15 protein-coding genes are annotated in these 15,102 nt (G+C 58.7%); 8 read left to right on the top strand and 7 right to left on the bottom strand.

Annotated elements, in window-relative coordinates:
- The first annotated feature begins 739 nt into the window (after positions 1-739).
- Positions 740-955 carry a hypothetical protein gene (locus tag AC6I99_RS10095; protein ID WP_497960962.1) on the top strand — a complete coding sequence of 72 codons (216 nt, stop codon included), beginning with the start codon at positions 740-742 and terminating at the stop codon, positions 953-955.
- Positions 956-967: 12 nt separating this feature from the next.
- Entirely contained in the window at positions 968-1,363 is a 396-nt protein-coding gene (locus AC6I99_RS10090; protein ID WP_497960961.1) for a hypothetical protein, read from the top strand.
- 411 nt (positions 1,364-1,774) lie between these two features.
- Here AC6I99_RS10090 and AC6I99_RS10085 read toward each other — a convergent pair whose 3' ends face one another.
- Positions 1,775-2,185 carry a hypothetical protein gene (locus AC6I99_RS10085; RefSeq protein ID WP_497960960.1) on the bottom strand — a complete coding sequence of 137 codons (411 nt, stop codon included), beginning with the start codon at positions 2,183-2,185 and terminating at the stop codon, positions 1,775-1,777.
- 140 nt (positions 2,186-2,325) lie between these two features.
- On the opposite strand from AC6I99_RS10085, the gene AC6I99_RS10080 reads away from it, so the two are divergent.
- Positions 2,326-3,552 carry a PIN domain-containing protein gene (locus AC6I99_RS10080; RefSeq protein WP_497960959.1) on the top strand — a complete coding sequence of 409 codons (1,227 nt, stop codon included), beginning with the start codon at positions 2,326-2,328 and terminating at the stop codon, positions 3,550-3,552.
- A 100-nt stretch (positions 3,553-3,652) separates the two neighbouring features.
- Here the strand turns inward: AC6I99_RS10080 and AC6I99_RS10075 are convergent, their stop codons facing one another.
- Positions 3,653-4,357, bottom strand: a complete 705-nt coding sequence (locus AC6I99_RS10075) for a hypothetical protein (protein WP_497960958.1) — start codon at positions 4,355-4,357, stop codon at positions 3,653-3,655.
- A gap of 229 nt (positions 4,358-4,586) precedes the next feature.
- Here AC6I99_RS10075 and AC6I99_RS10070 point away from each other — a divergent pair, with 229 nt between their 5' ends.
- The gene (locus AC6I99_RS10070) at positions 4,587-5,144 is read left to right on the top strand and encodes a hypothetical protein (protein ID WP_497960957.1); all 558 of its coding nucleotides are present in this window, start codon (positions 4,587-4,589) and stop codon (positions 5,142-5,144) included.
- Between the two features lie 97 nt (positions 5,145-5,241).
- On the opposite strand, the gene AC6I99_RS10065 is transcribed toward AC6I99_RS10070, so the two are convergent.
- The 3 genes from AC6I99_RS10065 to AC6I99_RS10055 form a co-directional block, all read right to left on the bottom strand.
- Positions 5,242-5,619 (bottom strand): hypothetical protein, encoded by a 378-nt coding sequence (locus AC6I99_RS10065; protein ID WP_497960956.1) that lies wholly within the window; start codon positions 5,617-5,619, stop codon positions 5,242-5,244.
- Between the two features lie 250 nt (positions 5,620-5,869).
- On the bottom strand, positions 5,870-6,112 hold the full coding sequence (locus AC6I99_RS10060; RefSeq protein ID WP_497960955.1) for a hypothetical protein: 243 nt from the start codon (positions 6,110-6,112) through the stop codon (positions 5,870-5,872).
- Between the two features lie 149 nt (positions 6,113-6,261).
- A complete protein-coding gene (locus AC6I99_RS10055; RefSeq protein ID WP_497960954.1) occupies positions 6,262-7,191 on the bottom strand; it encodes a hypothetical protein in 930 nt (309 codons plus the stop codon).
- Between the two features lie 788 nt (positions 7,192-7,979).
- On the opposite strand from AC6I99_RS10055, the gene AC6I99_RS10050 reads away from it, so the two are divergent.
- From AC6I99_RS10050 to AC6I99_RS10040, 3 genes are all read left to right on the top strand, one after another.
- Positions 7,980-8,696, top strand: a complete 717-nt coding sequence (locus AC6I99_RS10050) for a KAP family P-loop NTPase fold protein (RefSeq protein WP_497960953.1) — start codon at positions 7,980-7,982, stop codon at positions 8,694-8,696.
- 144 nt (positions 8,697-8,840) lie between these two features.
- Positions 8,841-10,112, top strand: coding sequence for a hypothetical protein (locus AC6I99_RS10045; protein WP_497960952.1), 1,272 nt, complete (start codon positions 8,841-8,843; stop codon positions 10,110-10,112).
- Positions 10,113-11,295: 1,183 nt separating this feature from the next.
- Positions 11,296-11,538 (top strand): hypothetical protein, encoded by a 243-nt coding sequence (locus AC6I99_RS10040; RefSeq protein WP_497960951.1) that lies wholly within the window; start codon positions 11,296-11,298, stop codon positions 11,536-11,538.
- Between the two features lie 1,034 nt (positions 11,539-12,572).
- On the opposite strand, the gene AC6I99_RS10035 is transcribed toward AC6I99_RS10040, so the two are convergent.
- Positions 12,573-12,836 carry a hypothetical protein gene (locus tag AC6I99_RS10035; protein ID WP_497960950.1) on the bottom strand — a complete coding sequence of 88 codons (264 nt, stop codon included), beginning with the start codon at positions 12,834-12,836 and terminating at the stop codon, positions 12,573-12,575.
- 341 nt (positions 12,837-13,177) lie between these two features.
- Here AC6I99_RS10035 and AC6I99_RS10030 point away from each other — a divergent pair, with 341 nt between their 5' ends.
- Complete coding sequence (locus tag AC6I99_RS10030) at positions 13,178-13,840, top strand: hypothetical protein (protein ID WP_497960949.1); 663 nt, start codon at positions 13,178-13,180, stop codon at positions 13,838-13,840.
- A 378-nt stretch (positions 13,841-14,218) separates the two neighbouring features.
- Here AC6I99_RS10030 and AC6I99_RS10025 read toward each other — a convergent pair whose 3' ends face one another.
- The gene (locus tag AC6I99_RS10025; protein ID WP_497960948.1) at positions 14,219-14,404 is read right to left on the bottom strand and encodes a thymidylate synthase; all 186 of its coding nucleotides are present in this window, start codon (positions 14,402-14,404) and stop codon (positions 14,219-14,221) included.
- Between the last annotated feature and the right edge of the window lie 698 nt (positions 14,405-15,102).

Below are 15,102 nucleotides of genomic sequence, written 5' to 3'. Positions count from 1 at the left end.
CTCGTTAAAGGACTGCCACCACATGTTCGCAGGGGGCGACCATTTTCTACCCGAGGGGTAGTGGCATATTGCACGTGATCGTTTGAGCCCCTGCTGATGCATCGGAGAAGCCGGCGCCCAGGGGGCGCCGGCCTCTCCTGTTGTTTAATGCTCTTCCGACCTGGACTTCAGCAGCGCCCCGTTTTAGGTCAAAGACGCGCGTGCAACATCACTTCCTACAGGCGGAAGTGAAATCGTAATGGGCTGCCCAAGGCCGCAGGCCAGGTGCGGGATGCGGGCCCCTGGCCAGCCATTCGTTGCTGATGTCGGTTGCCTTTTGCTGCGTGGAGCACGAGCTGGACGGCAAGTGCGGACCCGGTGACTTTGGCGTACGCGACTGCGGTTTCGCCGACCGTCTCAGTGTTTTCGAGCAGCGGAAGCAGGTGGCGGAGGCGACGTTGCTGAGTTCCCCGACTCGTTCTCCATCGGTCCGTACTTCAACGAAGGCGCGTTCTTTACCGTTCTTCAGGGTGCGGGTCTCCTTGTTAAGGCTGACCAGTAAAAGGCCGGTGCCCGCGGGCGGGACGAACACCAAACCTCCATCTGGGAACATCAGTGAATGCGGCTTGGGCACCAAATTGTCTAAGATCCCGCTGCCGCCACTCTTCAACTGAACGATCCAACATCAGGCTGAGCCCGGGCCCGACCACCAATCAAGTCAGCTACACCCCTCCGGTCGACCATGTGGCATGCTTCAGGCATGACTCAGCAGCCAATGGCCCCCAAACTTCTCCTCGACCCCCAACGATGGAAGATCCTTCATGGGGCTCACACAGCCTTCATCGCTGAGTCGTCACCGGTCTACGACGAAGTACTGGTCGAGGTCGCCGGCCGCATAGAGAAGTCAGGAAGTATCGGCAAGGCTGACATGGTGGCAATGGTCTTGTGGAAGCGTGTCAGGGCCGACACACCTTGAGTTGGGGAGCTGATGGCCACACCTGAGATAAATGTCCGCGCAGTGACGGAGAAAGCCGTGGCTGCCGTCAACAGTGAGGCTGTAACCACTCCACAGGCAGCCTCCGACGGCCGCAGGGCCCTGGCCGCCTTGCCCGGCTTGAAAACTGGCGACGCGTTTGCCTCAGCATTGCTACTGGCATCAGCTCCACACCGAATGGCCGTGTACGACCGTCGCGCGCAGACAGGCTTGAAGGAACTCGGACTGACTCTCTCTTCAACACCTGGGCGCTACCGGCGCTATATGGCACTTGTGGAAGACCTATGCTTGTCCGCTAAGCACCACGGCCACAAGTGGATTGCCCGTGACGTCGACGTGGCGCTCTATAAACTCGGCGGGCCAGGCACAACGGCACCCACTGCATCATGAGAGGACATGACCGACAACGACGCGGCAGCGGTCCGCTGGTGATTAGCAACCGAGAGAAGCGTCTACTGGAAGTCGAACGCCTGGCTGCAACCGGTATGACCCAAAAGGGTATCGCTGGCGCCGTGGGCGTCCATCCCCGCACAGTGGCCGACGACATCGCGATCCTGCGTTGGAGAACTTCGCACCGGAAATCCGAAACAACAACACTAAAACCCCTCCCTGTTCTGGCACAAGAAAACCCACAACAATCGACACCTCGGCAATGGACGAACCCTCTGCCCTGCGACCAAGCGTGGGCTTTGACTCCCAGGAAAGCCGGGGTCAATAAGTGGAGGCCGCAAATGGTTCAGGCATGAGTCAATCTGGAAGTGCGTATCGTCCGGTCCAAGAGCTGGGCCAGCCAGCTTGCCTTCAAGGAATCCCAGCCCGAAGCAATCGAGCCCCGGGCACACCAGGGTTGCACTGAGCCTTACGGCTATTGGCCGCGGCTGCATCGCCGTGGAGCTGCTGCTGGGTTTCGTCAGCCAGCACCTGAACATCCCGAATACCCGTTTCAAGGATTGGGAAGCCAGCTTCCTGGTGGACTTTATCCAGAGGTACGACGTTGACCACAAAGGTAAGACCCACCCCCTCCCACCCATCGTGACCAATGGTTTCAGCTAAGATGGCAAGTACCGGCGCCGGAGACTGGTCAACTTCACCTTTACGGACGAAGTCGGCATCCAGGTCAGCGACGAGTTCCAGGACGATGACGGCCACAACGAAAAGGATCTCTACGACATCTCCGAAGCCAGAGGCATACCGGAGTGGTTCTGGGACCACGGTCCGGCCGAGGTAAGACGCTTCATGTAAGTCGGGCACCCACGGCAATAAACCGACATCGGAGCCACTTATTGGTCAAACGGGGCGATAGGATCATGCAAAAGCGCCGCTAAAGGGAAGCGGTTAGAGTGCGGTTGCCGGTGGGTTTCTTTGTGAGTGAGGGCGCGATGAGGAACATTTTTGAAGGATTGATTCCGCTGGATGCTGAGGCCGGCGAGGAAGCACTCAAGCAATCCACCATCGTTCTGGACACCAACGTGCTTCTGGACCTTTACCGGTACTCGCGAGACACCTCGACCTACTTCCTGGAACTTCTTAAGAAGGCAAAGACCCGGCTATGGCTGCCACACCACGTTGGTTGGGAGTTCTTCCGCCGGCGAGCCACAGTCCGCGCCTCACTCACAGAGCATCACGATGTCAGATTGGCCGCTCTGTCGTCCCTGACCCGAGCGATCAGGGAGACCTCCGGGAAAAAGACCCATGTGGGTGACGATGCTGACGAAAAACAGTTCCTCAGCGAGTTGCAGCGCTATACAGCGAAACTCAAAACGCAGAGAAATGAACTGACCAAGTGGGCATCGTCCAGTCACGACGACAGCATTCTGGAAGCTCTCCTGGACCTGTTCGACAACAGGACAGCTCAGCGGCCTTCGACAGAGTGGTTAACGCAGCGCGAGGTTGAAGGCAAGGAACGATTCGAACGCCTGCAACCTCCGGGATTCGAGGATCGCGCCAAACCATCGAACCAGTACGGGGACTACTTCATCTGGCGCGAATGTATTGGACGGGCAAAGGCAACGAAAAGCCCGCTGATCTTCGTCACCCGGGACAGCAAAACGGATTGGTGGGAAAAAGTCGGCAACACAGTCGTCGGTCCACACACTGAACTGATCGACGAGTTCTGGGAAGAAACTGGACAACGCCTGACGCTGCTGAATCCGACACAACTCTTCGACGAACTTCTGCCTGACTTCGCTGGCCAGGACATCCCAGAGGAGGTCACTCTAGCCCGCAAAGAGATCCAAGTGGCTCAAGAGTCACAAAAACCTGCACCGGCGGACAGCTTCGCCGAGTTATATGCATCCTTGATTGGGGACAGCGTAAAACGCGACTTCGGCTACACGCCACGTGCTGGGGACAGCTGGCTCAAAGACCTGTACATTCCCGGACCGAAAGTGGATTGGCAGCCCAGGTTCAGCGCTGAATCACTTCGGAAGCTGCGGGAGTACCTAGTAAAGGCTCATTTCGCCGGCGACCCTGAAGCATTCAAAATGTACCTCTTGAAGTCAACTGACTGGAACTCAACGGCAGATTCTGAAGATTCTGCTTCCGACGACGATGCTGACGGGGAAAACAAACAAGAGTGAACGCCAACGGAGTATTTCATCACTTAGCTAGTGGCCCTCGTCGGGATCTCGCAGATTGCTGCTCACATCGTGCTTGCCGGCTCTCTGCTGCAGCCCTTGTTCAGACCAATTCCGATGGCTTCGAGTCAATGTCCGACTTCCGCACCTCGAAGTCGTAGCCATATCGCTTGATGGTCCTGCCGACCAAATCGGCAAACCAGGAACCAGAACCCGGTGCGATGTAGACACTGTTGATGAGGCGCCGCAGATCCACAGCGACTGGAATGACGGTCCCTACCGGCTCTTCGGAGCCCACCTTGACCCATTGCCACTGGGCACCGTTGCTTTTGCCAGGAGTACCCGGCACAGCCAGCAAGCGGACCTCCTTCTCATGCTCAAAGCTCCCACGCTTGTGCATAAACGGGCTAAAGGAGTCGCTTTCCGGAATGAACGTGGATCCGTAGTCGACGTATGTAATGTTGCCGCCGTAGATCCACATGTCATCAGTAATGCTGCCCGTGAGATCAGCCCACGTGGTGCAGAGGGCAACACCTCTGCCTGCCTTCTGGTAGATCTCCCACATCCCTGCTGATTCGTACTTGTTTTCGTGCCAGCAACTCATGAAGGTCTGCTGCAAGATTGCATCGCGGTGCTTTCTCATCGCAGCTGTAACGGCCTCGCCGGCCGGGCCATAGCATTCAGGACGTGAACGCACCTGGTCGTTGTAGTGACCCGTTGCACCTTCCCACTTATCGGTCATCAGATCCGCCCGGGCAAAATGCAGCGCTTCGTATTCGAGCAACGACAAGAACCGGGTGATGTCCATGTAGCGCCATAGAACGCTCTCGGGCGCTGGCCGGACTGGGAAACGTTCCGGCAAGTCAGTTCTGAAAATGAGGGTTAGCTTACAGATCAGCGGTCGCCCACAGTGACAGCAGCGAGGGCGATATCACCGGACATAACCTCCAATGCCGGGCGGCTAGCTTATCCACCGGGTCTGTGCGTATACTCTTCTCACCCGGGATCGCCACTTATACAACCACTCAGGAGCGCCGTTGTTACACATCACAGTAGGACCCAAGAAACCCGCCGATCCCCAAGACGGACTTCGTCGCAGCCATGTCGGCTACTCCCCGGACATGACTCCGGAGGAAGCCTTCGAGCACAATCGCGGTGAGTGGACCATTGGTGCCCGAGGTCGCGATGGCCGGGAGCGGTACGCGCTGTTCTCGTTCGAAGGAACAGTCATCCAGGCTGTTGAAATCGAGAAGATGAAGCCGACCCGCGAGTTTCCTGATGATCCGAAGCGGGACGACAAATACACCATCGAAGGGACAATTCTCAGAAAAGGTCACCCGGTCTTCGAGAAATACGTCGACCAACCCCAGCCAATCCCCTTTGGGCGCAACCCTGTCCGGTACTTCGAGGATCCGGAGTTCGACGGCGATGCCGGCCTCCCATGCCGGTGCGGTTGCGGTGGACGGGCGACCGTCGGCGAGTTCATTCCGGGTCACGACCAGCGCGCCATTCATGAGCGGATTGCCCGCATCGGCACGGTCGTTGAGTTCCTGGATTGGATGGATATCGTTCGGCCGGCGACGCCAAGCCACTGATATGGAATCTTCGCCAACCGGAGGACGGAGCCGCCGAACACGCGAAGACCCCTTCCCGTCAACTGGAAGGGGTCTCTACGCTCGCTTCCGGAACAGACTAGTTGCCGTCTGCGCTGTCGTCTTGACGAGGGTCTCCGGACACCTCGACGTTGGTCGCTGCGGAACCACGCGCCGCACCACCTGCGCTGTTCCTATTGCGCTTCTGGTGCCTCACGACGGTCGTCGCCACACAGGCCGCAGCGACTACACCAGTCACGGAGGCCACGATGATCACCGTCTTGTTTGGAGCAGCCCGCAAACGAGAGCCCACGGAGGCAACCTGGTTGGCCACATCAGAGAAGTCAGGCACCTCATCCAGGTGGTCTACGATAACGCCCAGCTTGTCTCGAACGACGCTGCCAATCCTCATGAGATCACCGGACATGAGACCGGCCTCAATGTTCGGCGGGGCGTAGAGAGTCGTCTGGATAAGCATTGGGCGTCCTCCGGGGGGGGTGTAGCAATGATCGTTAAGGGCTGTTCAGCGTAGTCAACGAAACCAGACGATAAAGTGTTCCGGACTAGCTCGATTCACTATCGCGACATCCACACTGACCAGTACGGGGCGATGGCAATCCTACGCGTGAGGGGCTGGCACACGATGTACCAGCCCTTTACTGCTCCTTCTGAACAAGAGTGTTCCCCGTACGGAGACAACCCATCGCGCGCGGAGAACCATCGCCTTGCTACACTGCAGCCCCTGCGAGATTCTTCCCGGCCGAAGCGGCTTCGCTCCTGGCAGTGCCGCGCTTGGTCGACACACTTGCGGACGCCTGAGCCCTGCGTTCGATGGTCTCGGCTGCGATGTAGAGTCCCTCTCGGTTCAAGTGCCGGGAGTAAGACGAGTCCAGGTAGAGCGTCGGAAAGGAATCCTCGCTGTTCATCTCAGCGGCCTTCGCCAGCAGGGCGCTGTACAGGTGGTGCTGCACCGAACCTGCGCCTCCGCCCTAGACATAGGCCACTTCGGTCATGGCACCGACAACGGTCAGAACCCGGCCGAACTGCTCCGCAACCACCTTGGCAAAAAAGCTGGTCTCCTCGTCCACGAAGGCTGCAACCGTGTCATAGAAGTTGCGCTTCAGGGCGACGGGCGTGCCTGAAGATACTCCGCCAGATGCTTTCGCGAAGAAAAGCCGGTCGCGAATCCGCGGTCATCCAGCGCCTTCAACGTGTCCGTCAGCACAGAGCCGTAGCCCTTGTTGAAGGTCGTGAAGGCATCAGCGTTGAAATTGCCTGCAGTGAACACCGGAAAGTTCACAGTGCCTTCACCAATGTCGATGCCGATGGTGTGCTGGGCAGCCAGAACATCCGCAGAGGTTATGCCCTCCAGGGTCAAACCCCTTGTGCGGACGTCTGCGAGCATCGCCTTCATCAGCGGCTCGCCCTTGGCCGTGATGGCATACTGCGCCGATGCGCCTTCGGGGATGACCTGCACGTCCATGAACTTCAGTTTCACCGTCACAGGAGTCTCGAAGTTATGCATCGACACCGTGTGGATGCCGTTCATGAACTCAGCGGCGTAGCGCACCCTGTGGGAGAGGTATTCATTGATCGGCAGGGCCAGCGCAGCGCGAACGCCGACGCTGAGTACTTCATCTGCCGGCGGAAGAGATCCGTTATCCCGGACATAGTCGCGCACCGCTTTGCCGGCAAACGCTCCCATGACCAGGATTCTGCTCAGTTCCTGATTGGTCTTGCTGCGTCGGCCGACGACGTCGAACTCTTCGAACGCGCCCTGGGCGCTCAGAGCACGTGTGCCGAAGAGTCGCCTGTACTGGTCCCCAATGAGCGGCGAGGCGAAGCTGAGATCCAAGTCGTTGTAAAAATCGCCTTCCATCCTGGCCAGCGCCTCCGCATCAACGGGCAGGGAGTTGGATCGCGTGATAAATGCGACCCCGCTGGAAAGCTCATTTTCGCCTACTTTCTGGGGGCCGGCCAACCGGATAAGGCCCTTAACGTAGCCATTGGCAATGTCGATACCACCGATGAGATTTGCTGAAATGGTCATGGGAGTGATCTGTTCTGAACAGTGTGTGGGATTGTCTCTTGCATGGAAGCGCGGAGCCCTTGCGGCGCAGCGACGAGAGCCTGTCGTTGATGTCGACCTGCTCTCCAGCAATGGCCCGTTCTTCGGGGCCGTCGAAAGCTGCGTCGCCTACTTCGGGATTCCTCACAGGAGTAGTTCTCGCTGGCGAGAGCTCAGTCTCCGCAGGGGTGAATGCCTCGTTCCCGCTCGGGTCGTCGGCCTCTGGAAGCCCGGCCCCCCCGCCGGCCGTCCCCGCTTGAATGACTGCGCGACAGGCTTGTTGAAGACATCGAAGTAACCGGACCGCTCGATGCTCTCGTGGACCAACTGGCAAAGAGAAACGGATAGGTCCTGCAGCGCCACCCACCTCACGACCGAATCGTCCGCTCGAGGGACGTTGAAGCGGAAACGGTGCGGCGGAACTTTGGCTGGAGGTCGCGTCTTGGCAACATCGGACATGCTGACTCCTGTCAGCATACGCAGATGAGACCCTTTATCCACGTTTCGAGGATAGGTCGTGGGTCAATCCGGGTAAACGGGCTGCACGCTCTAAATCCACTGAATCAAGCGGTACTATGGTCCGCGAGAATCTGTGGCTGGTCAGCAGGTGGTGAATCCGGGCTGCGCAGGAATACGCTCGCGATTTTCAGCCCTTTACGCCCTCGTAACCAAGGCTTCCCGAATCACGCCCAAGGGCGGAGTCGACTATGCTACCGACACTCGTTGTGACGACGTCCTCACCCAGGGAAGCGAGGTCTAAAATCACAACTGTGATTGAACCCTGGGTGGACCCCTCCCACAAAGATCCCAATAAAGACAAGCTCGACCGCGGGCCGTTCGTGAAGATGTCGGCGCGTTTGATCGAAAGACTGGCCAACAGCAACGACAGTACCGTGTTGGGGCTGGTTGGTCCTTGGGGATCCGGCAAGTCCACCGTGCTGAACTACATCAAACGCGAACTGGCAAAAGATATAGAGGTCGTTTGGTTCAACCCGTGGTCCTTCGACGAAGAACAGCTGCAGGCCGAACTGTACGCAGCAATCGTTGCCGCCTTCCCCAAGGGCAGCCGCGAAACCCTCCGGCAAGAGGCGTCCAAACTCGTTCGCCGCAACAGGCCGGCGTTGAAGGCAATCCCGAAATTAGGCCCAGCAATTGCCGATACCGTTGGCGAATACGTTCCCGAGGAGTCCTGGCACACAGCTTTCAAGGATCTTGCCAGCACCATCAAGCAAGCGAGCGTCAAGGTCCTCGTTGTCGTCGACGATGTCGACAGGCTGCAATCCAGAGACCTCTTGCTGGGGATGAAGACGATTCGGCTGCTGGGACGCTTTCCACGCGTCAACTACCTGTTGGCATTCGACCGGGAATCGACCATCGCCACCCTCAGCCCCGCACTTGGTGGCGCGGGCATCGCTGCTTCCTACCTTGAAAAAATCGTGCAGTACCCTTTGGACCTGCCAGCGCCTCAGCAGGTCTATCTGCAATAGATCGTCAGCTCATACCTGGATCCAGTATTGACCTCCGCATCCGTGGGAATAATCGGTCCGACACCAGCGACCAGATTTGCCGAGTTCTACGGGGAACACATGTGGGAAACGCTAACCACGCCACGCGCCTGTCATCGCTACGCCATGCAGGCCGTAACCTTTCTGGATCTCGGGAAAGGAGATGTTGACCCTTCGGACTTCTTCGCACTCACGTTCTTGCGGTTGTTCCATCCCGCACTCTTCAAAGCGTTGCCTGGCTGGGCAGGCCACCTTGCCACCAGTCGCGACAATACCACTCATTCCAACCGTCTCCCCGAAGACGAATGGAAGGCCAAAATAATTGATCTGGGCTACCCCGAAACCAAAGCAACTGAACTCGCTCAGGCCTTGGCATCGCTGTTCCCAACTGCGTTCTCCGGGAACCATTGGGGATCGGCGGGCGGCAAGTACAGGGCCTATGACATCGACTACTTCCACCGCTACTTCAATTATTCGCTTCCCGCAGGTGACGTTTCAGATGTCACGGTGCAAAGGGACGTGAACGCGATCCTTCAAACCCGTTTCCCGAGCCATGCAACCTATCCGGACACATTTGATCACCCACTTGAAGACGTAAAGATGCGGGCTGTCCGAAAGGGACGGCTCCACACTGACTACGAGTCAGACACGCGCAACCTCGTGCACTACCTCAGCAACGAACTATCCAAGCCGCAGGCCGACTTTGGCGCCTATGTGGGGAGCCGAACACTCAAAGAGGCTTGGTTGGCCAAGCTCATTGGTAGTCAACAGCCGTGGTCGGCCGAGGACATCGAAGGGCTTGTCCAAAGGTTTGTCCGTCCCGCTGATCTCGGATATGCTCTGCGCGACTACTCCGGCGCTCCACCTGACGTGGGGTACACCAGCACTTTCCCACCCGCGCATCAGGAGCTTGACCCGGAGAGTTTTGCCGTCCAGCTTCGCGAGTCCTGGACGAGGCACGCCGTTGTTTGGCTTCTCGACGAATGGCAGTCAAAGGCTTCGGCAGTTTCAGAACTGGAGCTGTTTCAAGTCTGGGAGTACATAGTGCTCTTTGACGGTAGAGACTTGTTGCAGGCTGCGGCCCTCGACGCCATGCACACCGGCCACCTGACCCTGTCCGCCTTACTGCCGAGATTCGTTGTCAGGACACAGAAGATGGGACATTCGAAGGCTTTGCCATCCGACCTCATGTTCCAAGCAAACCAACTCGAAAACACCGTCCCGCCGGACCAACTCATTGCCCTGCCACTTGACGAGCCAGAAGCCGTTGCGCCTGCCGAAGGCGACGACATCCCTTCTGCGGAGCAGCGTGCAAGGTTCGCCTACGAAGAATGCCTGCGCTGGCGCCAGGAGCGGGCCAACGCTGCCCCAAGCGAAGAAGGCACTTCCGGCGACTGAGCTTAGCTAGGAGATTGTTTCCGCAGAAACGACCCTTAACCAACCATCGATGGTCTCACGGTTGATAGTGGCAGTGCCCACCTCGAGGACCACCTACACCTTGGTGTAGTCCGTCCACTTCGCAGCGTGCTTTCTTGTCTGTAAACACCGACAAGTCCTGGCCCCGCCTTGGGCCTTGAGCATGACGGTGTATTCACCGGCTGCTCCATGATTTTGTGAGTTCCTCGAAGCCGGAACTCAGAAAGGTCAAGCTCGGAGTGTTTAGAAGGGCCCGTCGCACCGTGGAATCGGGGATGGGCAATTGAATCAGTAGTCGCCGCCATGACGCAGACCATGGCCGCAGAAATCCTTCGAGACGCCACGATCTGGCCCGCGGACCTAGTTTAGAAGGCCATCGGCCGGCTGATACTTCGACTGGCAAATCGCACAAAACCGCTTGTAGTTGTCGCCACGGCCAACTACTGATTCGAGGAGTGAGGATTCCAAGTCGCCCCGTACCGACCTTTCGCACAACCTCACAGCAAAAGTCCTCTTCAAACGAGGAATAGGGCTGCGGACAAAGCACCAAATATTTCTTCCACAGCCAAGATAGTCTTCGTCACCCTCCCTCAGCTCAGCCCAGACATCGTGGCCATTGGCTTCAGGATTTTCGAGGATTGTATGGGTGGCGCTGACGGCAGCTCAGTCAGGCCACGCTTGTGAGGACGGTGGAGGAATTGGACGCACGCGGCCTCGACGTTTTTATAGGACCCATCCAGAACGGACCATCCTCGACCTGATATGCGAGAGAAAGTGGGCTATTCATGCCCCGGCCACTAATAAAGTGGATAGGGGCGTGAACACCACTATCCCGGCACTAAATCCGTCTTCCTCCTTTCATACAGGAGGCAGTTCTACCCTGCGGCAGTTAGTTCAGCTCCGGGCACTTGGATCGGTAGTGGCCGGGTGTGCGGCAGTGTCCGCATTTGCGCACTCGGGGCGCCGCCGCAGGCATAGTGTTGGCGACGGGGGCCAGCTCCATTGAAACTGAAGTCTTGGTGGGGACTAGATCGTCAAAATACCCAGGTGCGGACAGAACTGTCGCTGTACGTTTAGGAACCCTCAACTCATCTTGCGTCAAGACCTGATCCGAGAAGGCTGCTTCACGCATCATTTCCAGAAAACGCTCGTTTAAGCCTCGGACTTGAGCGCCACCCATTCCACCTCTTCCAGCGGCCTTCGCAAGCGCTTTAGCCTCCTTGCCCACGATCTTGCCGTCGGCCAGCGCAAGCGTGAGCACATCAAGGCCGATTCAGCCGCTAAGAACCGCTCTTCAAACACTGCGTTATGGGCAACAACCAGCGCACCGTCCAACCGTGCCAAAATATCCGCAGCAACCTCTCCGAAGAGCGGCGCATTTCGCACGGCGTCATTGCTGATCCCGTGAACGAAAACAGCGCCCGTGTCGCGCCCTGGGGGTTGATCAACGTGGCGTACTCATCTTCAACGCGTCCCTATCGGTTCGACATCGATGACAGCAAAGGGGCCGTCATGCACATAGCCATTGCCGGACCCGGGACCGGCGTAACTGAAGAGTTCACCCACCTTACCCGGTTCCGCAAACCGCATACTCCGGCGTTCCGGATCAGCGGGTTTGTCGGAAGCACGGGGGTTGGTGAAGGTTGGCGGTGTGCATCTCGTCTCCGTTGGGGGCGCCACAGCCGAGGATCGAGGAGAAGAAGGAGATGAAGCCGTCTTCTGTCTCTTTCGGGCAAACCACCAGAGAACGGCAGCGAGCAACAACAGTACAAATGCGACTTCTACAGTCTCTTCTTTCAGTCCCAAAAACCCTACAGCTTCAAGCGGTGCAGCGGCTCCAGCGCGTTTCGATTTTCTCCGCGCTGCCCCAGTTCGGACAGACACCATTCACAGGCCTCCGCACAGCCCAAATTAAACACTACTTGCAGCTACAACTGATGTCCTTGACGGAATCTCCATTTATCGGCGTTGGAGTGGGGCTAGTAGACGTAGATGCGAGAACCCGGTCTAGGGGCGCGCCGGCAGGGTGTGCGGAGCGCGTCGCGGTACCCACCTGGGATCCTATCTAGTTATCGGTGGGACCGGCAGCTGAAACAACGAAGGGTCACTAGACGACTACGCAGCGATCCCTCTCTTCCGACCACTTTTTGTGGACAAAACGTTCCGGATACTGCCGGAGGTTGATGTCGTCTACGACCGGAAATTTTTCGTGCTGGTTCACCCATTCAAGGTACGGCGCGCTTGCAAGTGCGGACTCAAACGGGCGAAGAGAATTAATGAAGCACGACCCATCTGAAATGTGGAGTTCCACGGCTACTGAACTGCAACGCCCCAACTCCTGCCGGACCCAAGGAACAAAGTCCTTGCTCATCGGAATGCTCAATCGTCCAATAGGACTGCCTTCGATGTTGACTAATGCCCGGTCTCGCTTTGCCGTCGCTTTCAACTGTAAGGGTCGCGTACGTTGCCAAGTCTGACTCGTGACATAGCTCCGTCAATTCCCGCTCGCCGCAGCCGGGCGATCAGGTTTTGTTCGGCAACGTCGGCGGTCTCGGCACGGACCAGGCCGGCGATGTAGACCCGTGGGGGCGGTCCGAAACGCGCCACGTGCCAGGTGATCATCTGGTGTTTGCCGAAACGCTGTGTCAGGCCGCGTGCCTGCCGTACGTAGAAGGGCTTGGACGGATAACCGGGGATGTTGAACATGAGCACGTAAATCTACCTCCACCCGGCCACCGCTTTCATTCCGGTTGAGGGCGGGTTGATGAGCTCGTAGGCAAATGACACGTCCCAGTATCAGGCATCCTCGGGCGCCGAACATGGCAGACATTGAGCAAATCAGCCGATTGGGAGACGGTTGAGAAGGGAATCGAACAGGTTTCACTCAGCGAACGGGAATCCCCTTTTGGGCCCGGCCGCCCAGACACCACGGTAAGGCGAAGCCCCAGCGCGGCCGGGTATACAAGAGCCCGCAGTCCAAGACCCACTACGCCGTCCCCTACAGCGACTGGCCCTAGGCACCTGCGCGCTTCGATAGGCTCGTCGGTATGACGAGAACAAGCACCACCGATTCGCCCGCCCAGCAGGCTGCCGCGGCCAACAGGGCTCGGTACACGCGGGAGGATTTCCTCCGCAGTCTGGAAGGCCTCACCGACAATGAAATCCGCGGCTTCATGGAAGAGACCGTCGCCCTGGAGAGCGCGGCCATGCAGGAGTGGCTTGACTCCGGCGACTGCTACATCGTCTCGCTGGCCGGCAAGGTCCACCTCCCAACATGCGACAGCATGCTCCGGTTCGTGGATCGGGATGCCGCCTGGGGTGTGAACTTCCGCTTCCCCGTCAGGCTGCTGGACCCGCCCGAGGGTGACAACCCGGTGCCGGTCTGGCCGCAGCTGCGTACCCGCGCCCAGCTCGAAGCCATGCCGAAGCGCACAGCCTGCCCCCTTTGCCGCCCTGGCCTGGTTCATCTGAACATGCCCCAGGTGGCCATCACCTGGACGTATCTGCCGGCCCGCGGCCTCGGCACCAAGCATTTTGGCACCGAGTTCCGCCTCCCGTCGGGCACACTCCTCGGGGCGCTGATGAAGATTTCCACGGTGGAGACTACCGACGGGCTGGCGTTCTCGGCCGAATTCGAACGTGCAGAAGCCCCCGTCACCGATCCGGACACCGAGCTGATGTACCAGACCGGGACGAGGGCCCGGGTGTAGTCCGCGCTGGCTAGGTCTGCTTCGAGAGCCTTACGGAACTCCGGACCTGGTCATCCGCGCCCAGCACACGAAACACTGTCATGATCTTGACCAAGTCTGCCGCCCGGAGGGTGTTCCAGCCGCCTGACGCATCTTTGCGATCGAACCCGCTGATAACACTGGCCAAATCGTCGAGTGCCGACCAATCTTCGTTCTTCCCGCTGCCTTGATGCGGCAGGCAGCCAGATGCACCTCATCGCCGAGCCCGTCTTTAGCGATCCCCGACGCGTTGGGCCATTCATGTGCTTTCCAGCGCGGCGTGATCGGGGCAGGTGCTCTAAGACCGTCGAGTTCGTCGAGGGTACGCAGGCTATATGAGAGTGTCATGGACTCATCCTTTCAGACCGCGACCGGTGCCTTGATCAGCGGGTGCGGGTCGTATCCAACGATCTCGACGTCTTCGAACGTGTAGTCGAATGTTGAGGCCGGGACGTGGTGGAACTTCAGCTCAGGGTAGGAGCAGCCGTCGTCCAACGGGCCGAGCTGTTTGGCTACCTGGTCGGTGTGGTTGTCGTAGACGTGCACGTCGCCGCGGGCCGGGCCCAGATGAAGTCCCAGATGAGCGGGAAGCCTTTGGCCAAGTCGAAACGGATCTGGCGGCCGAAGACAATCCTCGTTCCAGTGCCGATACGGTCGCCCAGGCCTCACGGTAGGCGACGGGCCGTTTCCGCCGCCGGCAGCCAGGCTGCAGGTTCCGCCGTTTTGGCTGATACTACGGGCCAGACCAGGCTGTTCCGGCTGTGGGCTGCAGCTGCCAGCGACGGGTATCTGAGATGCAGTGACCCATGAATCCGTTATGGCCAATTGTTTGCACCGCAAGGCCGGACACAGGACGCCAACCGAGGCTCCGGCTATGCTGCCGCCACCGCCCCAACAAAATTGCGGCCCGTCCCGTCCAACCGCAGTATGGCACTGGCAACGCCGAGACGGCAGGAACTCCTCAGCCGATTGTCCGTCAGCAGCGACAGCACTCCCTGCACCCCCGTTTCCGTATTGATCGTCCGTGTTCGGATGTTGACCATTTCTTGCCAGCCTTGGAATCTGGCCTGCCCGTAGGCAGTGCGGTCAATGGTGCCGACAGGTTGGTGCTTGGGCACCGAAGGCAGATCAAGAACGGACTCACTGGTCGCCCGCGAACTGATATCGTAGCGCCACTTGCGATGGGATCCTCAGCAATAGTCGGGGCCTCTGACGCCCGGAACGCTCTTGGCATCTGTCGAGGA

The sequence above is a fragment of the Arthrobacter sp. TmtSoilC77 genome (genome assembly GCF_059739415.1).
Note: the sequence above shows the minus strand (reverse complement) of the source record. Positions and strands in the feature narration are given on the sequence as shown.